The following is a 26,203-nucleotide window of genomic DNA, read 5'->3' as shown; positions in this document are numbered from 1 at the left end:
AGATGACGTTAGATTATATTAAAGAAAAAGCAAAACAGATTGATGAAAAACTAGAACAGGTTATTGATCAATTAGCAGGAGTGCCTGTTCTTCTTCGTGAATCCATGAAGTACTCATTATTGGCGGGAGGTAAAAGAATTCGTCCTGTTTTAGTTTTGGCCACTGTCGAAGCATTAAATGGAGATACAGAAAAAGCGTTTCCTTTTGCTTGTGCGATTGAAATGATTCATACGTATTCCTTAATCCATGATGATTTACCTAGTATGGATAATGATGATTATCGACGTGGCAAATTGACAAATCATAAAAAATTTAGTGAAGGTACGGCAATTTTGGCTGGAGATGCTTTATTAACAGAGGCATTCGGTTTAATAGCAAAAGGGGCGAAAGAAACACAGCTTTCAGCAGCGATCGCTTTAACGATGATTGAAGAAGGCGCAAGGTTTGCGGGAGCCAGAGGGATGATTGCGGGTCAGGTATATGATTTGCAGAGTGAAAATCAAAAAATTTCTTTGTCTGAATTAGAAAATATTCATCGTTTGAAAACAGGCGATCTAATGGTTTATGCTATACGAATGGGTGCTTATATTGCTGGTGCGAATCAGTCTACTTTACAGGGATTAACTGAGTTCGGGTATGGCTTAGGGCTGGCGTTTCAAATTCAAGATGATATTTTAGATGTGATTGGAGACCAATCAAAACTAGGGAAGCCTGTAGGTAGTGATCAAGAAAATCATAAGTCAACTTATCCTGTACTACTTGGACTTGAAGAGGCAAAGCAGAAACTATCATTATGTATTAAGGAAGCGAAGGAGAAAATCATAGGATTTCCTGAGCTAAAGCCCCAAAGACTGTTAGAAATTGCAGATTATCTCATTTTAAGAGATAGATAAGTTATTTGTATATAATATAATACGGTTATGCTATAATAAAATTACTTTTTATAGATCCCTTCTTAAAATGAGGAACAAATAAGGATTTCGTTATGAATATGACTGCTTTATTTATTTTTATCTAAAAAATTTCCCTAATCGTATAGTTATTATGCTAAATGATGGTTAAGGAAACTTCACTATTATTATTTAAGAATGGTTAGAAATGAACTTTATTTGTTGGATCACTCAGTCTTGGTTGTTACGAAGGAATTACATAGCCGATCAAAGCAGTCTACCGGTCAGATTTGACCGGCATTTTTCTGATGAAACCTTCTGTTTAAAAAGAAGAAATTACATAGGAGCAAATTTAACGAAAGTCATTGAGATAAATACAGACTATGATATTATTTTAACCGTGCAGCTCATAATTCGATTTACCATTTATTTATTACAAATGATATAACTTTTATCATTGGATTATTTGGTATCCTGATTTTTGTTAAAGAGATATTTTTTACACACATGAAGTTTTCAGTTATACTCATCATGCAAATTTTGCAAATTTGAAAAATGGGAAAGGTAATTTGCGAATTTTTGTAACGATGTGATGAAAGTTGTGAAAATCGTAGTTCAAAGGATGGAAATGATGGTTTGTTTTCGAATGAATAGATCAAAGCAGTAAAGATTTATGACTTTGTATATAATAGACAAAACATAGTTGTTTCCGGTAAAAAAAAGAAAAAGAAAGCGAGGCGGTCTTGGTGCTCCTCGAGCAGATTAACTCTCCAGATGATTTGAAGAAGTTATCAACAGAAGAGCTCCCGAAGCTGTCTGAAGAAATTCGTACATTTTTAATAGAAAGCCTTTCGGTAACAGGTGGTCATTTAGCATCGAACCTAGGGGTTGTAGAATTAACTATTGCTTTACATTATTTATTCAATAGCCCAAGAGATAAGTTTTTGTGGGATGTAGGTCATCAAGCTTATGTGCATAAAATATTAACAGGTCGTCGCCATCTTTTTCCAACTCTTCGACAGTATAAAGGCCTGTGTGGGTTTCCAAAGCGAAGTGAAAGTGAACATGATTGTTGGGAAACAGGCCATAGCAGTACGTCACTATCAGGAGCCATGGGAATGGCTGCGGCACGTGACCTTTTAGGTGAAGACCATAAGGTGATCGCCATTATTGGAGATGGAGCTCTTACTGGAGGAATGGCCCTAGAAGCGTTAAATCATATTGGTGAAGAAAAAAAGGATCTGATCGTAGTTCTAAATGATAATGAAATGTCTATTAGCCCGAACGTGGGAGCTCTTCATAATTATTTGGGGCGTCTCCGCACACATCGTCATTATCATAAGATGAAAGAGGAAATAGAACAGCTATTAAAGAAAATTCCTGCTTTAGGTGAGCCTTTTGCCAAAACACTTGAGCGTGTAAAAGACAGTATCAAGTTTTTATTGGTTTCGGGAGTATTCTTTGAAACTCTAGGTTTTACTTATTTAGGGCCTATCGATGGGCATAATATTCCTGAACTCTTAAAGAGTTTACGCCAAGCTGGTAGAACGAAAGGACCTGTGTTAGTTCATGCTGTAACCAGAAAAGGGCAAGGCTATAAGCCAGCAGAGGAAGACTCTGTTGTTTATCATGGTGTAGGCACTTATAAAATCGAGTCCGGTGCGTTTAAGAAGAAGGCAAACACTGCCCCAACCTATCCAGCAGTTTTTGGAAATACACTTGTACGTCTAGCTGAAGAAGACTCACGAATTGTAGCAATTACTCCAGCGATGATTACTGGATCAAAACTCGAAAAGTTTCAAGAAAAGTTTCCAGATCGCTGTTTTGATGTAGGCATAGCAGAGCAACATGCTACAACCTTTGCTGCGGGGTTAGCTACACAAGGAGTTAAGCCAGTGCTCGCTATTTATTCAACTTTTTTACAACGTGGATATGACCAATTGGTTCATGATGTATGTCGTCAAAACTTAAATGTCGTATTTGCAGTTGATCGAGCTGGCTTTGTTGGAGATGATGGTGAAACTCACCAAGGAGTTTTTGATATTGGTTTTTTACGTGCCCAACCGAATATGGTTGTAATGATGCCAAAAGATGAAAATGAGTTGCAACATATGTTATATACGGCAATTCAATACGATCAAGGTCCTATCGCACTGCGTTACTCCAAAAGTGCAGGTTTGGGTGTAGAGATGGACTCTGATTTTCACTTGCTTCCCCTTGGAAAATCTGAAATAATCCGTTCAGGAAATGATGTTGTATTGTTAGCTTTGGGAACGATGGTTCATACTTCACAATTAGCAGCAGAAATTCTGGCAAAGCAAGGGATTGATGCACGTGTCGTCAACATGCGCTTTGTTAAGCCATTGGATGAAGAAATGTTATTTAAATTAAGCCAAGAAAAATTACCTATATTTACGATTGAAGAAGGAAGTATGAAAGGTGGCTTTGGCAGCGCTGTTTTGGAATTTTATGCTGGACACGGAATTTCAGATATGAATGTAAGGTTACTTGGAATTCCTGATTATTTTGTTGAACATGGATCCATTGATGAACAACGTAATGAAGTAGGACTTACTCCAGAAAAGATCGCTGAATCAGTGATGGAGTCCTTAGCCCGATCCAAAGTCGAAGTCTTATAATGGGAAAGTGGATGACTGTGGAGAAAGAAAGATTAGATGTTTTATTAGTAAATAAAGGTTATTTTACAAGCCGGGAGCAAGCCCGGCGTTCTATTATGGCAGGGTTAGTTTTTGTGAATCAAGAGCGTATAGACAAAGCTGGAACGAAAGTTCTGTTGAGCGCTTCGATTGAAGTAAAAGGTAAACTTCATCCCTATGTTAGCCGTGGCGGTTTGAAACTCGAAGAAGCTATTAAAGTGTTTGACGTGAATCTACAGGGAAAGATCATGTTAGATATTGGAGCTTCTACAGGAGGCTTTACAGATTGTGCATTGCAACATGGGGTTAAGCAAGTTTACGCCATTGATGTCGGCTATGGACAGCTTGCATGGAAGTTACGCCAAGATGATCGTGTTGTGGTGATGGAACGGACTAACTTTCGTTATTTGGAGCCAGAAAATCTCTCTGGGGAAATGCCAAATATAGCGACAATTGATGTGTCTTTTATCTCTTTATCCCATATTCTTCCTACATTAAAAAAGCTACTCATAGCAGGGGGAGAAGTGGTTGCGCTTATAAAACCGCAGTTTGAAGCGGGAAAGGAACAAGTAGGGAAGAAAGGGATTGTCAAAGATCCATCGGTTCATCAGCAAGTACTTGAGCGTTTTGTGGAGTTAGCGAGTGACCAAGGTTTTGGCTTACAAGCACTTGCACCTTCACCTATACAAGGAGGAGAAGGAAATATTGAGTTTTTAAGCTATTTACTTTTAGGAGAGCCAAGTCAAGTTGATTGGAAACTAAAAATTCCACAAGTGGTTCAGGATGCTCATGCTCGTTTTAAGTAATTATATAAAGTCGGTGTGAGTAAGGAAACGATAAATAGCGGATAAGAGGGCAACTTCCAAGTAAAAAGGTTTCTTATGTATGACTGCGAATAAATAGATAAAAGGAGGGAGAAGGATGTCTCAGCTAGGAGATACCTTAGTTCTTTATCTATTAATCGGAGTCATCATTTATTTCATGTTGCGGAAAGTATTCCCTTTTTCACGTTTGAAGGAAAGACTATCTCCTAAAAATGAAGAATCAGAATCGATTCCTATTACTGGAAAAGTAGCCGATATTTTACGGAGTCATGGTTATGAAGTTATGGACGAAAAGATAAAAGTACCACTCGAAATCGGAGCGGACGGGGAGTTATATCAAAGTAGACTATACGTGGATTATCTTGCATGTGACGAAGAAGATATTTACCTCGTCTTAATTGCTAGGGAAAGAAAGCCTCTGCGAATGTCTGGAGCAGCCTTACGAGACTATTTTTTGATATACTACTTATTATTTGAACCTGCTGGTATCTTGTATGTTGATAAAGAAAAAGGTAGTATCAAATTGATTGATTTTGTCGTACCGACGATGAAATGCCAAAAAAAATCGAAGCCAATTTCTGGCTATGTATTTGCTGGAATGGTAGGGATAGTATTAGGCCTATTGATCTATCAAATAGGATGACAAGTCATAATGAGGTGGGACTTACTTGAAAACAGTTGGTATTACCATGAATTTAAGTAAGCTTCATGCTTACTCAGCCGCTTGCCACTTAATTCAGTTGCTTCAGAAAAAAGAAGTTCCGTTTTTCCTTGAACAGCGGATGGCTGAGCAACTTGGCCACACGGATGCTAGCATACCGCTTTCTGAGTTTTCGGATAAAGTGGATGTTGTCTTCGTTTTAGGAGGAGATGGGACCTTACTTGGAATTGCACGCAAACTAGCAAAATATGACTTGCCTATTTTAGGTATTAACGTCGGGAATTTGGGTTTTTTATCTGAAGCGGAACCGAGTGACTTATCCACTGCGGTTGATAGGATTTTAAAAGAAGATTATTGTATTGAAAAGCGTTTGATGCTTCAAGCTGAATTATTGCGTAATGGTAAAGTGATTGAAAGAGGAATCGCGTTAAATGATGTAGGGATTGCCAAAGGTTCCTTTAGTCGAATGGTAACTTGTACAGTCTACATGGATGGGCTATACTTAGGAGCCTACTCTGGGGATGGTGTGATCATATCTACACCTACAGGATCTACCGCTTACTCGCTTTCTTGTGGTGGCCCCATTGTTTGGCCTGGAATACAAACGATATTGCTAACACCGATCTGCCCGCATACCCTAACATCAAGACCGATGGTTTTACCCAAAGATTGTACTCTTGAAGTTCAAGTGTCTGCAAAACATAATGAGATGAGCTTAACCATTGATGGACAAGTTGGTTTTTCATTACAATCAGAAGACATTATTCGCGTACAAGCGTCTTCTTATAATACACAGTTAATTAAGTGGAAAGAACGCTCGTTCTTTGAAGTAGTAAGAAAAAAGCTGCACGGAGAAAATAAATAGAAAGGAGAGATGATTTTAAGATGAAAGCTCAACGACATATAAAAATTCGTGAGATTATTACCAGTAAAGATATTGAAACACAGGATGAACTAGTTGATGAGTTAAAACAGGCCGGATATAATGTGACGCAGGCTACTGTTTCTCGGGATATTAAAGAATTGCATTTAGTTAAAGTGCCTACAAACCATGGTACTTATAAATATTCTCTTCCAGCGGATCGGCGCTTTAATCCACTTCAAAAATTGAAACGCATGTTACAAGAATCATTTGTTGGATTAAATCATGCAGAAAATCAAATTGTTATTAAAACCTTGCCTGGAAATGCACATGCAGTTGCTGCTCTAATCGATAATTTGGATTGGGATGAAATTATAGGCACACTTGCAGGTGACGATGCGATTTTAGTTGTATGCCGAAGTAAAGAAATTACAGCAGATATATCACAACGCTTTATTGATATGCTTTAGGAGTAGATACGATGTTACGGGAGTTGTCTATACACCAATTTGCTATTATGGAAGAGGTTCATTTATCATTTTCAGATGGGTTTCATGTACTTACAGGGGAAACCGGTGCGGGAAAGTCCATTCTCATTGATGCATTAGGATTAATTTTGGGAGGACGAGCTTCATCTGAGTTTGTTCGCTATGGTGCCGATAAAGCAGAAATTGAAGCCTTATTTGAACTCTCACCTACTCACCCAGTACATCCGCTTTTAATCGAATGGGGTTTAGAATGTGATGAAACATTGTTGATTCGGCGTGAGATAGCAGCGAGTGGTAAAAGTATTTGCCGGATCAATGGGCGAATCGTCACCTTATTTATGCTTCGGCAAATTGGTAAAAAGTTAATAGACATTCACGGTCAGCATGAACATCAATCATTACTCGATAACGATGAACATGTTGAATGGCTGGACTCGTTTGCAGGGACTGAATTATTAACCATTCGCCATCAGTATAGTCAAATTTTTGCAGAGTATCAGCAAGTTGAAAAAGAGTTAGCACGCTTCCGTACCAATCAACAGGAGTTAGAACACCGGTTGGATTTGCTTGCATTTCAAAAAGAAGAAATCGAACAAGCGAATCTGGTTGAAGGAGAAGACCTTGAATTAGAACAAGAACGAAACCGTTTATCATATGCTGAAAAACTGTTGAACAATGCATCTCGAGCCTATCACTTATTGTATGGAGATCATCAAGGGCTGGATTTAATTCAAAAAGCATTATTTCATATCGAGGATATCCTTTCATTGGATGAGCGTTTAGCCTCGGTATATGAATTAATGCAGTCATCTTACTACCAATTGGAAGAATCCATTCACCAGATAGGAAAATATCGTGATGAATTGGAATTTGATCCAAAAAGACTAGGTGAAATCGAAGAGCGAATGCATTTGATTAAGCAGCTCAAACGAAAGTACGGATCATCGATTGAAGACATTTTAGCCTTTCAAGCTAAAGTGGAGCAAGAAATAGAAGAGCTAACCGAACGAGAATGGGTTGAAGATCAATTATTAAAAAAAAGTGAGCAGCTTAAAAAGCAGCTATTAGAATTGGCAGATCAGTTAACAGCTTTACGAAAAAAAGCAGCAAGTCAATTAGAGAACAGAGTCGAACAGGAATTAGCCGACTTAAATATGAGATCAACCATTTTTCATGTAGCTTTTGAATCATCATCTACTCTTTCTTCAATAGGACAAGACCAGATTGAATTTCAGATCGCTCCTAATCCAGGTGAACCACTTCGTCCATTGGCAAAAGTTGCCTCAGGTGGTGAGCTTTCTCGAATTATGCTTGCTTTAAAGTGTATTTTTACAGATATTAATCAGATCCATACACTCGTGTTTGATGAAATTGATACAGGTGTAAGTGGTAGAGCAGCCCAAGCAATTGCCGAAAAAATTGCTGTTGTCTCCAAACATAATCAAGTACTATGTGTAACCCATCTACCTCAAGTGGCATGTATGGCAGACCATCATTTTTATATTTCCAAAGAAACACAAGCAGGAAAAACACGAACACAAGTAAATCTTTTGGATTTTGAAGGGAGAACAAATGAGCTGGCTCGTATGCTGGGAGGAGCTGTGTTAACCCAAACCACACATCAACATGCTACAGAAATGCTACGGATGGCAGAACTTGTTAGGAAGAAAGTCTAAATGTCAAATCCACAAGCATACTCGAACGGGTATGCTTTTTTATATATGAGGTACGTTGTATCATTCAATCATAAACTTTGTCATTTATAGGATCAGAGCGGTTGCATATTATTTATTGATTGAAAAATTATATTATATAACAAATTATTTGTGCAGAAGAAACTTTTTCTTTTGAAAAGGACTAGATTGTCTTATGAATCATGAATGAGAAAATGATGGGTATCGAATTGAGAAGGCAGTCAAGGTAACATTTGTGAACATAAAAGAAGGTTAGATCGGACATCTTAAGCTTACAAAGAGCTCTTAGTGAAGGTTAGGCAGGAGGCTCAGGAGAGTGGTGGATTTTGCAAAAAAGATATAAAGAAAAATGGTTTGGAGTTCTCCTGGTGCTTCTTTTGCTTTTGGGCAGTACAAGCACAGTATTTCGGCACTTTACCCATTTTCCAGTGGAAATCCGTTTAATGAAGGGTCAGCTTCAGAAGTTACGATTAGATATGCCTGTTTCAGCTACAGCAAATGTTTCTAACCCACAAGTTATTCAAGTGAATGGGTTAAGCCGACATCTGATTCCCATTGATTTAAGACATCCTTTTATCTTATCATCCCATGATATAGGAAAAACTTTGCTTACGGTAAAGTTGTTTGGCATGTTACCTATTAAGCGGGTTAATGTGAGTGTATTACCTGATATTCGTGTCGTTCCAGGTGGACAATCCATTGGAGTCAAGTTGAAGTCATCAGGCGCTTTAGTTGTTGGACATCATTTTATAAAAAACCAACAAAGTAGTATTTCTCCAGCTGAAAGAGCAGATATTCGAATCGGTGATTATTTAATTAAGATTAACGATGTATCTATTCATCATGTGGGAGATGTATCAAAAGCCGTTGAAGAAGCTGGAAAGAACAAAAAAGCACTCATCATTCATCTATATCGTAATGGGAAAGAAAAAAAGGTACAGCTCCACCCTATTTATGATGAAAAGGATCAAGCTTATCGTTTAGGAATGTATATTCGGGATTCAGCAGCAGGGGTAGGGACGCTTACTTTTTATCATCCCCAAAAAAAAGTTTATGGTGCATTAGGACATGTCATAACTGATATGGATACAGGACAACCGATTCGAGTAGGTAGTGGTAAAATTCTTCACTCCAATGTTACATCAATTCAAAAAGGGGAATCAGGAGAGCCTGGTGAAAAGCGAGCAATCTTCTTTCATGAAGAACAAGTTTTAGGTAACATTACCAAAAATACGCCATTTGGTATTTTTGGTCAGATGCCCGAATCACCTAATCAGGGGATTTATACAAAACCTATTCCTATTGCACTTGCCGAACAAGTGAAAGAAGGGCCTGCAAAAATTTTAACAGTCGTGGAAGGGCAGAAGGTAGAAGCGTTTGATATTCAAATTTCACATGTGATGAAACAAAAATTCCCTGCAACTAAAGGAATGATTATTAAAGTAACAGACTCTCGTTTATTGGAAAAAACAGGCGGAATTGTACAAGGAATGAGTGGGAGTCCGATTATTCAAGATGGTAAGTTGGTGGGTGCGGTCACACATGTATTTGTCAATGATCCGAAAGCAGGTTATGGTACTTTTATAGAATGGATGTTACATGATGCAGGAGTAATTAATTCGACAGCGGATCTATTACAAGGGTCCGCTGTCGCATAATTCTCATGGAAAAAATTGCTATTAAGCAGGAACATATGAGGTAATGTCGAAAAGTTAAATGAGGACTTTTTATCGGACGACGGAGGAGGGGTTCTGTGGAGAAAATTCGAGTAGCTTTGGCAGATGACAATCGAGAATTTGCCGAATTATTAAAAGAGTATTTATCCAGCCAATCCGATATAGAAGTGATTGGCGTTGCTTATAATGGAGGAGAAGTCATTGATTTATTGAAAGAGCGGGTACCTGATGTATTAGTTTTGGATATTATTATGCCTCATTTAGATGGTTTGGGTGTACTTGAGCAAGTACAGGAGCTAAATATTCAACCGATTCCAAAGATTATTATGCTTACAGCTTTTGGTCACGAGAATATTACTCAGCGTGCAGTAGAATTAGGAGCCTCATATTATATATTGAAACCTTTTGATATGGAAGTACTTACCCACCGTATTCGTCAAATGCAAGGGGTAACTTCTACACCTTCTCGTAAAATTACATTGAATACACAAACCCATCGCTCAAATCATTTAGATGCCAATATTACGAATGTTATTCATGAGATTGGTGTACCTGCTCATATCAAGGGATATCTTTATCTTCGTGAAGCAATTACTATGGTATATTACGAAGTAGACTTACTTGGATCCATTACAAAGTCATTATATCCTCGTATTGCGGAAAAATTTAATACAACACCGAGCCGGGTTGAACGAGCTATTCGACATGCGATTGAGGTTGCATGGAGTCGAGGGAATATGGAGTCGATTCGTAGTCTTTTTGGTTATACTATTAATGTAACCAAAGCGAAGCCGACGAACAGTGAATTTATTGCGATGGTAGCAGATAAGTTACGTATTGAGCATCGCGTCGTATAAATATAGAAAGGGTTATTATGTTTATGTTTTTGGACTTATCTTTTAGATTTCTATTCTATTTGATTGATAGTAAGATTTAGAATCATACCGCGACTATGGAGATATTTCATAGAGCGGTATTTTTTTGTAACATTATGAACTGGGGAGAAACGAACATCCAGCAGTTCGTGATCAAAAAGGATAACGAACTGCTGGATGATATACAAAGTATCTTTTAAGGTAAGGAGACAGCCGTTTTTATTTTATTCGCACTTTTTCTTTGCGATGAAGAAGTAAGCGATGATGTTGGCGAGCCTCTGTAAGCTGTTGAAAAAAATCTCGGGCAGCATCATAATTTTTTAAACACATAGCTCTACGATATTGTTTGACTAGAGGAGCAATCGTTTCTTTATGAAACTGGTGAGCAATCAGTGTATATTTCAACTTAGTTGGTTTATTCTTTTGTTTTTCACGACTTCTTTTCTTCTTAGCCATACCAATCGTCTGCTACTAAAATTGGTATAATGATTTCTTAGATATCTCTTACTAAATAACTTTTACTTTTATAGCAGCAGACTTTTCACCTCTCTTTTTTTATACTTCAAGTAATGATACCTAGGTGTAAATTAGCTCCATTTTAACTTGACGCTCATTGCTTCCTCACTCACTGGTATTTCAACATGAGTCCAAAGAGCTTTTAACCTTTGCTTATAGAAGATATTAAGAAAAAAGCTGATATTATTAACTGAATAATAAAATATATTTTACTATTTACATTTTATCATTTTATATAAGTGGATAGGGTTTTTTGTATGTACTTTTATGATTGATATTTACTTGAGGAAATCTTGGAGATTAAAAAGGTTTCCAAAGGACGTGACGTGCGACTTCCCAACGCTTTTGTACTTTAGGCCAGTAAACAATATGCCACCAAGCATTAATATATTGTTTGCGTTTGTTGGGATATTTTAGATAATAGGCATGTTCCCAAACATCAAGTGGTAAAAGTGGAATCACGTCCCATTGAGATAAGTTTTGGTGTTTTTCGGCTTGTAAAATTTCTAATCGATGTGAGCGAGGGCTCCATACTAGAATAGCCCATCCGCCCCCTTCTACTTTATCAGCGGCCTCTGTAAAATGCTTTTGGAAAGCAGGGAAACTACCAAAATCACACTCTATTTGTTTTAACAGAGGTCCTGTTGGTTTTCCACCACCTTTGGGATTCATGGTCTCCCAAAAAAGGGTATGTAAATAGTGACCTGCTCCATGGAAAGCAAGTTCACGCGCCCAATGCTTCACTAATTTAAAATTGCCGGATTGTCTAGCACGTTCAAGCATTTTTTCGGCCTGATTTAATCCTTCTACATAAGAGCGATGATGTTCGTCGTGATGTAGTCGCATGGTTTTTTCATCGATATAGGGCTCAAGTGCATCATATGGATATGGAAGCGGTGGAAGTTGATGCTGACCGATCGGTACGCGTTTGCTCTTTTGATGTAAAGAGGAGGACGAGTCTGGATGATCCTCAGTTTGTTCAGAAGCGATAAGAGTAGTAGCAGGCATAGCTTCTTGTTGAATCCATTTTTTAACACGTTTCTGTAATCGAATTGTTTCATCTAGCCAATTATACAGTTGTGCCGGATAGCTAATTGGAGAGGCAGCCATTGATTCGATTTGTTGAAGTTGAGTAGCTAATTGATTAAGCTCGGATAATGTAGATTCATCTGAAATGTGATTTTGCTGTTGCTGAATCCATTTTTGACATAGGTCGATAGAGTTTAAAATCGATTTTTTAAATAGTGAGTATTCCCATGTAGGGTACATAGAAATCCCTCCTTTGGTTTAATATATGATCATCCTCTTTCATGCATGATAAAAGAAGTTACCTTTGGGATTGTTGGATTACTTTTTGACCGAATGAGGTAAATGGGGCTCAAAAAGAAAAACATCCATTAAAAGGATGTTTCTTTTGTTTATGATAAAGTATTATAATTTTTTATAATAACTATATTTATCATTATCTTTTTTGATTTGACCTGATTTTTTTAGTTCAGCTAATTTTTCTTGTTCTTCTTTACTTAGCAATTTGGGTTGAATACGATTATTCTTTTTATCCCTATAAAAAATGAACCCACCTAAGAAATATAATGCTATCAGAAGGAGAAGAGTTCCACCTAAAAAGGGAAGCCAAGCAAAACCTTGGTTCGCAAAATAATTAAATAATACGTCCCGTATGATTGTCCATCCATAAATACCAAGTGCTCCGGGTATACAAAGAATAAGGATAGCTAAAATGCGCTGATATACTGGCTTTAAATTCGGATTTGACATATCTTTTCACTCCCATCCATATGGTAACTGATTTGTGATATAAATGCTAGCCCTAGGATATAGGTGTGTATTTTTGGATCAAGATTGTCGTTCATTCTTGTATTTAGAACGATAATAATAAGCAACTGTAACTGAGAAAATTTTACTAGAGTATGTTAAATATTAAAAGAAAAAAGGGAGAGGTTTTATGCAAAAAATATTAATGATTGGTGGTGGGCAAAATGGAGCTGTGTTACTTAGAATGCTGCTCACTATTAAAGAAGTTCAGGTGCTTGGGGTTATTGATCACCAAAAAGATGCCCCGGCTATTCAAGAAGCTTCTCGACAAAAAATAGCCACAGGAACGGATTTGCTCTCCTTTTTGACATTAAACCCCGATATTATTTTAGATACATCGAATGATCCAACTATAAATGCTCTATTAGAACAGCAGAATGGGAAAATCACTGTCTTATCGGGAACGGTCATCGATTTATTAGCTCGCTTAGTTAAGGAGAATGAAAAACTTTTTCAAGCTTTACGTCAAAGACATCGTGAAGTAGAAGCGATTATTAATTCAACTCATGATGGTATGTTGGCGGTGAATCAAGCTGGCGAAATTACCATATTTAATCGAGCAGCCGAAAGATTGCTAGGATTAAAGGCAAAAGATGTATTAGGGAAAAATGTAAATCAAATGATACCCTATACTCGTTTAGATGTGGTATTAAAAAATGGAATTTCTGATCTTAATAAGAAATTAGAGATTCCCGGTGGAAGAGCTATTGTTACAAATCGTGTTCCTGTAAAAGATCGAACAGGGAAGGTAAGTGGAGCTGTGTCTGTCTTTCGCGATGTTAGCGAATTGCAACATTTAACCGAACAATTGACCGATCTGGAAGATATGAAAAGTTTATTGCAAGCGATTATCGACTCTTCAGATGATGCCATATCCGTAGTAGATGCCGAAGGAAAAGGGATCTTAATTAATCCAGCTTATACGCGCTTAACCGGTTTAAGTGCTGAAGAGGTAATCGGAAAGCCAGCAGATGTAGATATCTCCGAAGGTGAAAGCATGCATATGCAAGTATTGAAGACAAAAAAACCAGTGCGTGGAGTGCAGCTTAAAGTGGGACCTCATCGGAAGGAAGTAGTAGTTAATGTTGCACCGATTGTGATTAACCATGAGCTGAAAGGTAGCGTAGGTATTTTGCATGATACTTCAGAGATCAAACAGCTATATCGTGATTTAGAAAAAGCTAGACGGATTATCCGGACATTGGAGGCAAAATATACATTTGATGATATTGTAGCGGTAAGTGAAAATATGAAAATGGCAATTGACTTAGCGAAACAAGCTGCTACAACACGTGCCACTGTGTTGCTTCGTGGTGAATCGGGGACTGGGAAAGAGCTGTTTGCTCATGCCATTCATAATGCAAGTAGCCGAAAATATAATCAATTTGTCCGGGTAAACTGTGCTGCTATTTCCGAGTCCTTACTTGAAAGTGAGCTTTTTGGTTATGAAGAAGGGGCTTTTACAGGAGCAAAGCGTGGTGGGAAAAAAGGACTTTTTGAAGAAGCCAATGGTGGAACCCTTTTCTTAGATGAAATTGGTGAATTAAAGCCAAGTATTCAAGCGAAATTGCTTAGAGTACTTCAAGAGAAAGAGGTAACACGTGTTGGGGGTACGAAATCGATCTCAGTAGATGTTCGTATTATAGCCGCTACAAATGTTTACTTGGAAAAAGCAATTCAAGAAAAGCGCTTCCGTGAAGATTTATATTATCGACTTAACGTGGTTCCGATTCATATTCCACCTCTACGCTTACGATTAGATGATTTATATGAGCTATCCATTTACTTGATAAAAAAGTTAAATCAGGAATATGGACGTAGTGTTGAAGACATTGCTATGGAAGCACTTGGGATGTTAGCTGAATATACTTGGCCTGGAAATGTGCGAGAATTGGAAAACGTACTTGGACGAGCTATTATTCATATGGCTCTAAATGAAAAGGTGATTCAATGTATACATCTTCCTACCTTAGAGCTATCTTCTTCCCACTATCGTCCACAAAAAAATACAAGGATATATGATAAGTCTTTAAAACAAATACTAGCTGATGTAGAAAAAGAATACATAACCGAAGTTTATATGGATTGTGGTAAAAATAAAACAGAAACCGCTCGCCGTTTAAATATTTCTGTAAGGAGTTTATATTATAAATTGGAAAAATATGGTATGATTTGAAATGCAATTTTTTGCAGGCAATTTACTTCGTTTAGTCTGCATTGTTTTGCAGATGTTATTCGTTTTTGTATAAGATTATACGAATGTTTCTTTAAAGTTTCACCATGGCATGATTTTTGCATTTTTAGTATGGTGCTTGATAAAATGCAAAAACTATCCAAGAAAATCTACACAAATAGTTCTATTAATCATGGAGCTGGTGATAAAAAAGAAAGCGCATACTTTAGTGACTTATATGTGGAGTATATTGCACCATTCGATCAAAAAGCTAGATCACTCCTAGTATAGAAGCGCATCTTTTATATAGGATCAACATGAGCAACTGATTAGAGTAAATCACTTTTTATAGAAATTTATGGTATATTTTGGAGGTTGCTCTGTGGGTGTGTTAGTATTAAGGACAGAATGTCTTGTTTATTAACTCGCTTGTATTTACACTTGAACTTAAATTTTATGAGATGATAGTGGAGGTAAATTCTTATGATTTTTAAAGAGATGGCAAAATATGATTATGAACAATTGGTTTTTTGTCAGGACGAGAATTCAGGCTTAAAAGCTATTATTGCTATTCATGATACAACACTGGGACCTGCATTAGGCGGGTGTCGCATGTGGAATTATGCATCGGAAGAAGAAGCGATCATTGATGCACTAAGATTATCCCGAGGTATGACTTATAAGAATGCGGCAGCAGGACTAAACTTGGGTGGAGGAAAATCAGTTATTATTGGTGATCCCAAAAAACATAAGAGTGAAGAGTTGTTTAGAGCGTTTGGCCGTTTTATTCAAGGGTTAAACGGTCGTTATATTACAGCAGAAGATGTAGGAACTGCTGTAGAGGATATGGATCATATTTTTATGGAAACCAAGTATGTGACTGGAGTTTCTGACGCTTTTGGGGCGAGTGGAAATCCTTCTCCTGTTACAGCTTATGGTGTATATCGTGGGATGAAGGCTACTGCAAAAGTAGCATTTGGGGAAGATTCCTTGAAAGGCAAACGTGTAGCTGTTCAAGGTGTTGGAAACGTAGCATTTAATTTATGTAGACTTTTACATGAAGAAGGAGCTGAGTTGGTCGTTACGGATATTAATGCCGACTCTGTAAAACGTGCGGTTCAAGCTTTTGATGCTGAGTCCATTAGCCCAAATGAAATATATGATGTAGATTGTGATATTTTTGCTCCATGTGCCTTAGGAGCTACCATTAATGATGAGACAATTGATCGATTAAAGTGTAAAGTAATTGCTGGGGCAGCAAATAACCAACTCAAAGAAGATCGACATGGGGATATGTTAGAGCAAAAAGGCATTCTTTATGCACCAGACTATGTAATTAATGCAGGTGGTGTGATTAATGTGGCTGATGAATTATATGGCTATAATCGCGAACGGGCTATGAAGAAAGTTGAAGGAATTTATGATAGTATATTAAAGGTATTTGAAATTTCAAAACGTGATGGTATTCCAAGCTACAAAGCTGCAGATCGTATGGCTGAAGAGAGAATTGAGTCAGTACGTAAGTCACGTAGTACATTTTTAAGTAATGAACGTAGTATCCTTCATTTCGATCACCGGTAAGAATGAATTGGAGAGTAGCTGTTATACGGGAACCCTTAGTGATCTATATCCAAAGTTAACGATTCATAGCTTCTAGCTTTTTTGATAGGAAGTGGTCAAAACTTATAAAGCAAAGATGACGTAGGCGGAATATGAAGTAGACGAATCATGTGGCTAAGTTGTGAATGTAACAATGAATAGCTGTGTATCTCGTGATAGTTCTTTTCATTTCCGCTTTTTTATTATCATGTTAAAAAAGTTTAGATCTTTGCCCAAATAAATATACATACTTTAAACGTGATATTCGACTTTATTGTTATCTATATAAGAGAAGAAGGTTAGAGGATAGCAATGACTCTTCAGCCAAATTATTTATATTCGATTTGATATATGAAAGAACGAAGATAATGCCTTGCGTAAGAAGAACTTAAACAAGAGGAAGTGTAAGCAATGGCCGAAAATTACGATTTAGTTGTTTTAGGCGCAGGTCCTGGGGGATATGTCGCAGCAGTACGTGCTGCTCATCTTGGAATGAAAGTGGCGATCGTAGAAAAGGAAAAAGTAGGTGGAGTATGTCTGCATAAAGGGTGTATCCCGAGTAAATCTTTACTACGAAGTGCGGAAGTATATCATGACTTAAAAAGAAGTACAGATTATGGTATCCAAGTAGGGGATATTCAATTAGATATGTATTTGGTGCAAGAACGGAAACAAAAGATAGTAACACAACTATATAAATCAGTAGATCAGTTATTGAAAAAAAATAAAATCGATATTTACTATGGAACAGGCAGAATCTTGGGATCCTCCATTTTTTCTCCACGGCCTGGAACCATTTCGGTAGAAAAAGTGGATGGTAGTGAATCAGATATGCTTACTCCACAATATGTTTTAATTGCAACAGGGTCTAGACCACGAACATTACCTGGACTAAACATCGATGGCGACTTTATTATGACTTCAGATCATGCGCTTGATCTACGTTCTTTGCCTAACTCCATACTTATCATCGGTGGAGGAGTTATTGGTATTGAATGGGCTTCATTATTAAATGATTTTGGAGTAGACGTAACGATTCTTGAATATGCAGATCGGATCCTGCCTTTCGAAGACGAAGATGTAAGTAAAGAGATGACACGTTTATTAAAGAAAAGAAAAATAAAAGTAATAACAGGTGCAAAAGTTCTGCCTGAAACTGTTTCCATTGAAAATGATCAAGTTACTTTACAAGCCGAGAAAAATCAAGATTCATTGACATTCTCTGCACAGAAAGTGCTGGTATCTGTAGGTAGACAAGCAAATATCGAAGATATCGGTTTGCATAATACTTCTATTAAAGTTGAGAAGGATGTTATTCAAGTAAATGAATTTATGCAGACTGCTGAGTCTCATATTTACGCAATTGGCGATGTAATTGGGGGTTATCAACTTGCGCATGTAGCATCCCATGAAGGAATACTTGCAGTAGAGCATATGGCTGGTCTAGAGGTAAAACCGATAGATCCACTTACGATCCCACGTTGTACATATAGCCGTCCGGAAATTGGGAGCATTGGATTGACTGAATCTGAAGCTAGATCGCAAGGATATGAAGTAAAAGTGGGAAAATTCCCATTCCGTGGTGTGGGCAAATCACTGGTATATGGAAAAATCGATGGTTTTATTAAAATAATTGCCGATAAGAAGACAGATGATTTATTAGGGGTACATGTGATTGGACCTCATGCAACTGATTTGATATCAGAAGCAGGCTTAGCAAAAGTATTAGATGCCACAGCGTGGGAAATTGCCCAAACCATTCATCCACATCCGACTTTATCGGAAGCTTTTGCAGAAGCGGCTTTGGCTGTTGATGGCAAACCGATTCATGGCTAAAAGGGGGAGTTTGTATGAGCGAATTAAAACATACTGCTTTAGGACTTACTGATGATCAAGTTCTAGAAATGTATCGATATATGTTGTTAGCTCGTAAAATTGATGAGCGTATGTGGCTTTTGAATCGAGCGGGGAAAATTCCTTTTGTGATTTCATGTCAGGGGCAAGAAGGGATTCAAGTAGGAGCAGCCTTTGCTTTGGATCGTGAGAAAGATTGGCTATGCCCTTATTACCGTGACCTCGGCATGGTATTAGCATTTGGTCAAACAGCTCGTGATAATATGCTTTCAGCCTTTGCTAAAAAAGAAGATCCGAATAGCGGTGGGAGACAAATGCCCGGACACTATGGTGATCATCGATATCGTATTCTAAGTGGCTCTAGTCCTGTTACTACCCAAGTACTTCATGCCGTCGGCATTGCTTATGCTGGTAAGTTAGAAAAGAAAGATCATGTTGTTCTAACCACTTGTGGAGAAGGATCTAGTAATCAGGGAGATTGGCATGAAGCTTGTAACTTTGCAGGTGTGCATAACTTACCTGTTATATTTATGGTGGAAAATAATAAATATGCGATCTCCGTCCCTTTGACCAAACAAGTTGCAGGCGGAGATATTGCTGCCCGTGCAAAAGGATATGGTTTTCCAGGAGTTAAAGTGGATGGAAATAACCCACTGGAAGTTTACCAAGCAGTGAAGGAAGCTGCAGAGCGAGCTCGCTCTGGACAAGGCCCGACTTTGATTGAAGCTGTTTCATATCGGTTAGTTCCACATTCGAGTGATGATGATGATCGAACCTATCGCTCCTCCGAAGAAGTAGAGGAAGCACGTAAAGTTGATTCTCTGGTGGTATTTAAAAAGTACTTGATGGATCACGAGTTGCTAACAGAAGAAAAAGATCAAGAAATAGTAGCGAAGATTATGCAGGAGATCAATGAAGCAACTGAATATGCCGAAAAAGCTTCGTATCCAGCCCCAGAAGATTTGTATAAACATGTTTATGCCTAGTAGAGAAGGGGGAACTGTTGGATGCCAGTAATGAGTTATATTGATGCGGTTACTTTAGCATTAAAAGAAGAGATGGAGAGAGATTCCAAGGTATTTGTATTGGGAGAAGATGTAGGCGTACGTGGTGGGGTGTTTCGTGCTACAGTCGGACTATATGAGCAATTTGGGGAAGACCGCGTGTTAGATACACCACTCACCGAATCGGCGATTGTAGGTGTTGCGATTGGAGCTGCTGCGTATGGCTTACGCCCTGTTGCTGAAATGCAATTTGCTGACTTTATCATGCCCGCTGTCAATCAGATCATTAGCGAGGCATCAAAGTTGCGCTATCGATCCAATGGTAATTGGGAGTGTCCATTAGTTATTCGTGCACCTTACGGTGGTGGAGTTCATGGGGCATTATACCATTCACAGAGTGTAGAAAAGATCTTTACAGGTGTCCCTGGGTTAAAAATTGTGATGCCTGCTTCTCCCTATGATGTGAAGGGGTTATTAAAAGCTGCTATTCGTGATAATGATCCTGTTCTCTTTTTTGAGCATAAACGCTGCTATCGGGCAATTAAAGAAGAAGTTCCTTTAGAAGATTACACAGTGCCGATCGGTAAGGCAGCAGTCAAGCGTGAAGGAACTGATGTCACTGTCATCTCTTATGGCTTGACCTTACACTATTCACTAGAGGCAGCAAAGAGTTTGGAACAAGAAGGAATCGATGTCCATGTTTTGGACTTACGTACATTAGTTCCTTTGGATAAAGAAGCTATTTTAGAAGCCACAGCGAAAACAGGGAAAGTATTAATTATTCACGAGGATAATAAAACAGGTGGCTTTGCTGGTGAAGTAGCTTCTGTCATTGCAGAAGAAGCATTTTTTGAACTCGATGCCCCCATTCGACGTTTATGTGGACCAGACGTACCTGCGATGCCTTATAGCCCTATTTTAGAAAAAGAGTTTATGCTAACCCCCGAAAAAATTGCAACAGCCATTCGTGAGCTAGCTGAATTTTAGATCTAAGTAAAATAAGACTACCATATAAACAGACTTTGTAAGTAAGCTGGTCGAGGGATCATTTCGGGTAATGAGCGTTGTATTAGGCAAAAAATGATCCCCCGTTAAAGCTTTTGAAATAGTGAAATGGGATAACAATTCCTCTAGTCATTAGCCTTACATTCTTCACTGCAAAAATAAGAGGAGGTTTTTTTATGGCAACGGATATCCTAATGCCACAGCTTGGGGAAAGCGTTACAGAGGGAACGATCTCAAGATGGCTAAAGCAACCGGGTGATACCATATCTAAGTATGAACCCATCTGTGAAGTAGAAACGGATAAAGTTGTTGCTGAAGTACCAGCTGTAGTGGAAGGTGTCTTAAAAGAGATCGTAGTAAGTGAGGGAGAAACGGTAGAGGTAGGTACACTGATTGCCCGAATTGGGGAAGTGGGTCAAGTAAATAGTGAACAGGAAGTACAGATGATCTCTTCACCATCTGAAACAAAGAAGAAAGAAGATGCAGTACAAGAAAAAGAAGATTCGATGAAGCATCGATATTCTCCAGCTGTATTACGTTTAGCCCAAGAACATCAAATCGATTTGGCGCAGATTAAAGGTTCAGGGGCAGGAGGACGGATTACCAGAAAAGATGTAATGCGTGTTATTGAACAAGGGAACAGTCAGCCTGAAGCGGTATCTACTCCAGATGTAGAATCTCCAATCACTTTACATAAAGAAAGCAAAGCACCTGAACGGAAAGAAGAAAATCCTTCGATTGCACAGAGAAAAGGTACGAAGCCGAGCACATTAGCACTGGAAAATGGTGATATAGAAGTTCCGGTCACAGCCGTACGTCGAACCATTGCCAATCGAATGGTCATGAGCGTGCACGAAGCACCTCATGCATGGTTAATGATGGAGGCTGATGTAACGGGTCTTGTATCGCTTCGAAATCGCCTAAAAGGGGAATTTTTACAGCGTGAAGGTGTCCCATTATCTTTTGTGCCCTTTTTTATCAAAGCGGTTGTTGATTCTTTGAAAGAATACCCCCAATTGAATTCTGTTTGGGCAAACGATAAAATTATTTTAAAGAAACGTATCAATATCTCCATCGCCGTTTCTACAGAAGAGTCACTATTTGTGCCTGTGATTCATGATGCTGATGAAAAGAGTATTCTAGGATTAGCTAAAGATGTCCATCGTCTAGCTCAGAAAGCACGGTCTGGAAAACTAGAATTGTCTGATATGCAAGGTGGAACATTTACCGTAAATAATACAGGTTCATTCGGTTCAATTGCTTCCGGTCCGATCATCAATCACCCACAGGCGGCCATTTTATCATTTGAATCCATTGCTAAACGCCCCATGGTACAAAATGACGCCATTGCGATTCGTGATATGATGAACTTATGTATGTCCATTGACCATCGGATTTTAGATGGGTATTTAGCTGGGAAATTTTTAAGTCGGGTGAAAGAACGTCTAGAGTCTTATCATCCAGATGTACAAATTTAAGCATCCTTTTTGGATGCTTTTTGTTTGGAGTGGTTCGATGTTTGTCGTGAAAAAGTTAGGTTTGGTTCCTTATCAAGCTGCTTGGGATCTTCAAAAAGAGATGATACAGAAGATTGATCGAGAGTCCTATTCTGATCAACTGCTTCTTTTGGAGCATCCTCATACGGTTACTTTAGGGCGGGGGTCTCATCAAGAAAATCTCTTGCTCCGTGAGGATCAGTATCAAAAAAGGGAAATCGAAGTCGTAGAGATTGATCGCGGTGGGGATGTGACTTATCATGGTCCAGGTCAGTTAGTCGGATATCCCTTATTCCATTTAAGTGACCGTGGGAATGATGCACACCAATATTTGCGGGATTTAGAGGAAGTAATTATTCAAGCATTAAAAGAGTGGGGTATCCAAGGGGCTAGAAAAGAGGGATATACTGGTGTTTGGGTCAATCATGTCAAAATTGCTGCGATTGGTGTGAAATTTAATCGTGGACGTGTGCGACGAGGTTATATCACCAGTCATGGCTTTGCTTTGAATGTCAATACGGATTTAAGCTATTTTCAAACCATTATTCCCTGTGGTATTTCAGAGTATGGAGTGACTTCGATCGAGCAGGTACTAGGGGAAAAAGTAGAGATGGAACAAGTAATGAAGCATATTATTAGAGGATTTGAAACGGTTTTTGACTCGAAAGCGATAAGTGATATGGAGAAAAAGTATGCTGAATAAGAAATGGATTGATTAAAAATAGATGGATACATGCACTCTTTCTATCTAATAGATGAATATGAAAAAGGGCGTGACCGTTCGATTACGCAACCTTGGTTCCCTAAAAGGGCTAAGGTTGCTCTTTAGAGGTTTTTGAATCATAAAACATTGTACTCTGATTTTTTGCTCTTAAGTTTCGTTTATAAATTCATCGCCAGTATAATAAAATAACCCTAGTCCTATGCTGTTTAGGACTAAGGTTGCTCAAGCCATTCCTTTGCTTTTAGTGACAATTATGTAAGGAAAAAACATATTTAGTTATATCCTTACTGTAGACCAAATAAGAGATCAAATAGAGCCAGCCCGGTAATGCCAATCATACCTAAAGTAAGTAATCCACCGATAATAAAGCCAGGTTTGTTTCCGCTTTTTTTGTTTTTGAGTGTTCCCCATATCGCTAAGATGGTACAAAGCAGGAGAATAGGTTCCATATAATGAGCGAGTTCAATCATGACCTTAACCCTCCATTTTTCGAAATTTGTCTAGGATTTCACAAACTCCATTAAACAGTATAATCCATTTTTAAAAGAAAAAACAGCAGTCCTCATCATTATTGTAACATAAAAGCGGCACCACTAATCAGGGAAGTAAATAAAAACGTAAGTAGAACCACAAAAATGACGATTTTTATCCATTTTGGCTTCAAGATGGCTCACCTCAACCAAACATTTTAATAAAGATAGAGATGGTTTGTCTATAGATAAACCATGTCCATTTTTGAAAATGAGTGGTGATTGGCACATTTTGTAAGGGAATAATTTACTAGAATCAAAAGACGCAAAAAGCTCATCATTTGTTATATTAGGAAGTGAAAGTATTTTATTCAATAGGAGGATCTTTTTCCATGAAATCATCTTGGGAAAAACGATGGAAGAAGTGGGAAGAAAAGACAGAGCAATTGTTAAAAAAATTTCCAGAGAGAAAGCAGCAGTTTGAAACATCTTCAGGGATCCAAGTAAATCGTCTTTATGCCCCGAAATCAATGGATGATCTAAGTTTAAAAGAAATTGGACTACCTGGAGAATATCCATTTACTCGTGGAATTCGACCGACGATGTATCGTGGGCGTTACTGGACAATGCGACAATATGCTGGCTTTGGTTCAGCGAGTGAAACCAATCGACGCTTTCGCTATTTGTTATCGCAAGGACAGACTGGGTTAAGTGTAGCTTTTGACTTACCCACACAGATTGGCTATGACTCTGATGATGCCATGTCTTTAGGTGAGGTGGGAAAAGTCGGAGTTGCCATCGATTCTCTAGAAGATATGGAGCGTTTATTTGCCAAAATACCCTTGGATCAGGTTAGTACCTCGATGACAATTAACGCACCTGCAGCTATTCTACTTGCGATGTATATTGCTGTAGCCGAGAAGCAAGGTGTTTCGTCGAAGCAAATTGCGGGAACCATTCAAAATGATATCTTAAAGGAATATATTGCTAGGGGAACTTATATTTTCCCTCCCAAACCATCGATGCGTTTAATTACTGATGTTTTTGCGTATTGCAGCCAGCATGTTCCCAAATGGAACACCATCAGTATTAGTGGATATCATATTCGCGAGGCAGGCTCTACAGCAGTACAAGAGGTAGCATTTACGCTGGCGAATGGGATTGCTTATGTAGAAGCCGCCATCCAAGTGGGACTCGATGTTGATCAATTTGCACCACGACTCTCTTTTTTCTTTAATGCTCATAATCATTTCTTTGAAGAAATTGCCAAGTTTAGAGCAGCACGAAGGCTATGGGCCAAAATCATGAAAGAACGATTTCATGCGAAAGATGAACGCTCGATGCAATTACGTTTTCATACACAAACCGGAGGTTCTACACTAACAGCACAGCAGCCTGATAACAATATTGTTAGAGTAACCCTACAAGCTTTGGCAGCAGTATTAGGAGGTACACAAAGTCTACATACCAATGCTCGCGATGAAGCGTTAGCATTGCCAACTGAAGAGTCTGCACGGATAGCTCTTCGAACACAACAAATCATAGCAAATGAAAGTGGGGTTGCAGATACAGTAGATCCATTAGGTGGCTCCTATTATATCGAGGAATTAACGAATCAAATTGAGCAAGAGGCGATGAAATACATTCAGCAAATTGATGAAATGGGGGGAGCTGTTCATGCAGTCGATCAGGGCTTTATGCAAAGAGAAATTCACCGTGTAGCACTGGAAACACAGCGACGAATCGAAGCGGGTACAGAAGTAGTTGTAGGGATGAATCGATATCAAATAGAAGAAGAATCTCCTCCACCATTGCTGCGAGTAGATCCTCATTTAGCCAAAGAGCAGATCGAACGATTACAGAAACTTCGGGCGAGCCGTAATTCAGAAGCAGTTCGGGACAGTATTCATCGACTAAAGAGAGCTGCAGCAGGAACGGAAAACCTAATGCCCTTTTTGTTAGAAGCTGTGAAAGCGTATGCAACCGTAGGAGAAATATCCAATGCCTTACGTGAAGTTTTTGGAGAATATCAGCCAGTATAGTAGGGAGAGAAAGAATATGAAGCGACCCATCCGAGTATTAATTGCCAAGCCGGGATTAGATGGTCATGATCGGGGAGCACTGATTATTGCTCAAGCACTCCGTGATGAAGGTATGGAAGTGATTTATACAGGACTGCGGCAAACCCCAGCTCAAATCGTTGCTACAGCGATTCAGGAAGACGTTGATGTTATTGGACTATCTTGTCTTTCCGGAGCGCATAATGAACTTTTTCCAGAGGTCATGCGTCTTTTAAAAGAGCAACAAGCTGATGATGTAATAGTTATCGGTGGTGGCATTATCCCACAAGAAGATATTTCGTTTCTAAAAAAACATGGAGTTCAAGCGATCTTCACTCCAGGAACCACCATGAAGGAAACGGCTGAATTTATTCGGGAAGCGGTTGAGAAAAGGGGAGAGAAAAAGTGAGTATTCACCCCAAAAAGATTAGTCATATTGGTATTGCTGTTCACCATTTAAATGAGGCGATCTGTTGGTATCGAGACACACTTGGACTCCAATTTGAAGGCATCGAGATTGTAGAAAGTGAAAAAGTGCGGGTTGCCTTTTTACGGATCGGAGAAAGCCGAATAGAACTGTTAGAGCCAACCGATGGGGATAGCCCGATTGCTCGCTTCCTCGAAAAAAGAGGGGAAGGAATTCACCATATCGCTTTAGAAGTCGAAAATTTACAGGAACGATTACGTTTCTTAAAAGAACACGGTATTCGCTTAATTCATGAGCAACCCAAACGTGGAGCACATCAAATGGACATCGCTTTTCTTCATCCCAAGTCAACGGGTGGAGTACTGTTAGAATTATGCGAACCAATCAAAGAGGCAAAGGAGTAGGTCAAATGGAA

Annotated in this window: 23 protein-coding genes; 19 read left to right on the top strand and 4 right to left on the bottom strand. The window is 38.6% G+C overall.

Annotated elements, in window-relative coordinates; all coding sequences use genetic code 11:
* The first annotated feature begins 2 nt into the window (after nt 1-2).
* From DL897_RS00445 to spo0A, 9 genes are all read left to right on the top strand, one after another.
* Nucleotides 3-893, top strand: coding sequence for a polyprenyl synthetase family protein (locus tag DL897_RS00445; protein ID WP_113657703.1), 891 nt, complete (start codon nt 3-5; stop codon nt 891-893).
* A gap of 743 nt (nt 894-1,636) precedes the next feature.
* Nucleotides 1,637-3,529, top strand: a complete 1,893-nt coding sequence (dxs, locus tag DL897_RS00440; RefSeq protein WP_113657161.1) for a 1-deoxy-D-xylulose-5-phosphate synthase — start codon at nt 1,637-1,639, stop codon at nt 3,527-3,529.
* 11 nt (nt 3,530-3,540) lie between these two features.
* Nucleotides 3,541-4,353 carry a TlyA family RNA methyltransferase gene (locus tag DL897_RS00435; protein WP_113657702.1) on the top strand — a complete coding sequence of 271 codons (813 nt, stop codon included), beginning with the start codon at nt 3,541-3,543 and terminating at the stop codon, nt 4,351-4,353.
* A 115-nt stretch (nt 4,354-4,468) separates the two neighbouring features.
* Nucleotides 4,469-5,014, top strand: a complete 546-nt coding sequence (locus DL897_RS00430; protein WP_113657160.1) for a hypothetical protein — start codon at nt 4,469-4,471, stop codon at nt 5,012-5,014.
* A gap of 25 nt (nt 5,015-5,039) precedes the next feature.
* Entirely contained in the window at nt 5,040-5,897 is an 858-nt protein-coding gene (locus tag DL897_RS00425) for an NAD(+)/NADH kinase (protein WP_240627221.1), read from the top strand.
* A 20-nt stretch (nt 5,898-5,917) separates the two neighbouring features.
* Nucleotides 5,918-6,364, top strand: a complete 447-nt coding sequence (ahrC, locus tag DL897_RS00420; RefSeq protein ID WP_113657159.1) for a transcriptional regulator AhrC/ArgR — start codon at nt 5,918-5,920, stop codon at nt 6,362-6,364.
* 11 nt (nt 6,365-6,375) lie between these two features.
* The gene (gene recN, locus DL897_RS00415) at nt 6,376-8,058 is read left to right on the top strand and encodes a DNA repair protein RecN (RefSeq protein WP_113657158.1); all 1,683 of its coding nucleotides are present in this window, start codon (nt 6,376-6,378) and stop codon (nt 8,056-8,058) included.
* Between the two features lie 344 nt (nt 8,059-8,402).
* On the top strand, nt 8,403-9,734 hold the full coding sequence (gene spoIVB, locus DL897_RS00410; protein ID WP_113657157.1) for a SpoIVB peptidase: 1,332 nt from the start codon (nt 8,403-8,405) through the stop codon (nt 9,732-9,734).
* A gap of 95 nt (nt 9,735-9,829) precedes the next feature.
* Entirely contained in the window at nt 9,830-10,609 is a 780-nt protein-coding gene (spo0A, locus tag DL897_RS00405) for a sporulation transcription factor Spo0A (RefSeq protein WP_113657156.1), read from the top strand.
* A 237-nt stretch (nt 10,610-10,846) separates the two neighbouring features.
* On the opposite strand, the gene DL897_RS00400 is transcribed toward spo0A, so the two are convergent.
* The 3 genes from DL897_RS00400 to DL897_RS00390 all read right to left on the bottom strand — a co-directional run bounded on the left by DL897_RS00400 (nt 10,847) and on the right by DL897_RS00390 (nt 12,919).
* Nucleotides 10,847-11,083 (bottom strand): hypothetical protein, encoded by a 237-nt coding sequence (locus tag DL897_RS00400; RefSeq protein ID WP_113657155.1) that lies wholly within the window; start codon nt 11,081-11,083, stop codon nt 10,847-10,849.
* A 360-nt stretch (nt 11,084-11,443) separates the two neighbouring features.
* A complete protein-coding gene (locus DL897_RS00395) occupies nt 11,444-12,412 on the bottom strand; it encodes a superoxide dismutase (protein ID WP_113657154.1) in 969 nt (322 codons plus the stop codon).
* Between the two features lie 162 nt (nt 12,413-12,574).
* Nucleotides 12,575-12,919: a DUF2627 domain-containing protein gene (locus DL897_RS00390; protein ID WP_113657153.1), complete on the bottom strand. Its 345-nt coding sequence runs from the start codon at nt 12,917-12,919 to the stop codon at nt 12,575-12,577.
* Nucleotides 12,920-13,106: 187 nt separating this feature from the next.
* Here DL897_RS00390 and DL897_RS00385 point away from each other — a divergent pair, with 187 nt between their 5' ends.
* The 7 genes from DL897_RS00385 (at nt 13,107) to lipB (ending at nt 22,810) form a co-directional block, all read left to right on the top strand.
* Nucleotides 13,107-15,152, top strand: coding sequence for a sigma 54-interacting transcriptional regulator (locus tag DL897_RS00385; RefSeq protein ID WP_113657152.1), 2,046 nt, complete (start codon nt 13,107-13,109; stop codon nt 15,150-15,152).
* A 480-nt stretch (nt 15,153-15,632) separates the two neighbouring features.
* On the top strand, nt 15,633-16,730 hold the full coding sequence (locus DL897_RS00380) for a Glu/Leu/Phe/Val family dehydrogenase (protein ID WP_113657151.1): 1,098 nt from the start codon (nt 15,633-15,635) through the stop codon (nt 16,728-16,730).
* 429 nt (nt 16,731-17,159) lie between these two features.
* The gene (gene lpdA / locus DL897_RS00375) at nt 17,160-18,584 is read left to right on the top strand and encodes a dihydrolipoyl dehydrogenase (protein WP_113657150.1); all 1,425 of its coding nucleotides are present in this window, start codon (nt 17,160-17,162) and stop codon (nt 18,582-18,584) included.
* Nucleotides 18,585-18,598: 14 nt separating this feature from the next.
* Nucleotides 18,599-19,588, top strand: coding sequence for a thiamine pyrophosphate-dependent dehydrogenase E1 component subunit alpha (locus DL897_RS00370; RefSeq protein WP_113657149.1), 990 nt, complete (start codon nt 18,599-18,601; stop codon nt 19,586-19,588).
* A gap of 21 nt (nt 19,589-19,609) precedes the next feature.
* Nucleotides 19,610-20,593 (top strand): alpha-ketoacid dehydrogenase subunit beta, encoded by a 984-nt coding sequence (locus tag DL897_RS00365; protein ID WP_113657148.1) that lies wholly within the window; start codon nt 19,610-19,612, stop codon nt 20,591-20,593.
* Between the two features lie 194 nt (nt 20,594-20,787).
* Nucleotides 20,788-22,089, top strand: a complete 1,302-nt coding sequence (locus tag DL897_RS00360; RefSeq protein ID WP_113657147.1) for a dihydrolipoamide acetyltransferase family protein — start codon at nt 20,788-20,790, stop codon at nt 22,087-22,089.
* Nucleotides 22,090-22,126: 37 nt separating this feature from the next.
* Entirely contained in the window at nt 22,127-22,810 is a 684-nt protein-coding gene (gene lipB, locus DL897_RS00355) for a lipoyl(octanoyl) transferase LipB (RefSeq protein ID WP_113657700.1), read from the top strand.
* 305 nt (nt 22,811-23,115) lie between these two features.
* On the opposite strand, the gene DL897_RS00350 is transcribed toward lipB, so the two are convergent.
* Nucleotides 23,116-23,301 (bottom strand): hypothetical protein, encoded by a 186-nt coding sequence (locus DL897_RS00350; protein WP_113657146.1) that lies wholly within the window; start codon nt 23,299-23,301, stop codon nt 23,116-23,118.
* A gap of 392 nt (nt 23,302-23,693) precedes the next feature.
* Between DL897_RS00350 and DL897_RS00345 the strand changes: the two genes are divergently transcribed.
* From DL897_RS00345 to mce, 3 genes are read left to right on the top strand one after another with little or no spacing between them, the layout of a single operon-like run.
* A complete protein-coding gene (locus DL897_RS00345; protein WP_113657145.1) occupies nt 23,694-25,343 on the top strand; it encodes an acyl-CoA mutase large subunit family protein in 1,650 nt (549 codons plus the stop codon).
* Between the two features lie 16 nt (nt 25,344-25,359).
* On the top strand, nt 25,360-25,770 hold the full coding sequence (locus DL897_RS00340) for a cobalamin B12-binding domain-containing protein (RefSeq protein ID WP_113657144.1): 411 nt from the start codon (nt 25,360-25,362) through the stop codon (nt 25,768-25,770).
* Entirely contained in the window at nt 25,767-26,192 is a 426-nt protein-coding gene (mce, locus tag DL897_RS00335; RefSeq protein WP_338067062.1) for a methylmalonyl-CoA epimerase, read from the top strand. Before DL897_RS00340 ends, mce begins: the two co-directional genes overlap by 4 nt.
* Nucleotides 26,193-26,203 lie beyond the last annotated feature (11 nt).

Origin of the sequence: Thermoflavimicrobium daqui, from assembly GCF_003313465.1 — a bacterium.
In the GTDB taxonomy this organism is placed as follows: Bacteria; Bacillota; Bacilli; order Thermoactinomycetales; family Thermoactinomycetaceae; genus Thermoflavimicrobium; species Thermoflavimicrobium daqui.
The sequence above is the reverse complement of the archived record's forward strand: the minus strand, read 5'-3'. Positions and strand labels throughout refer to the sequence as shown.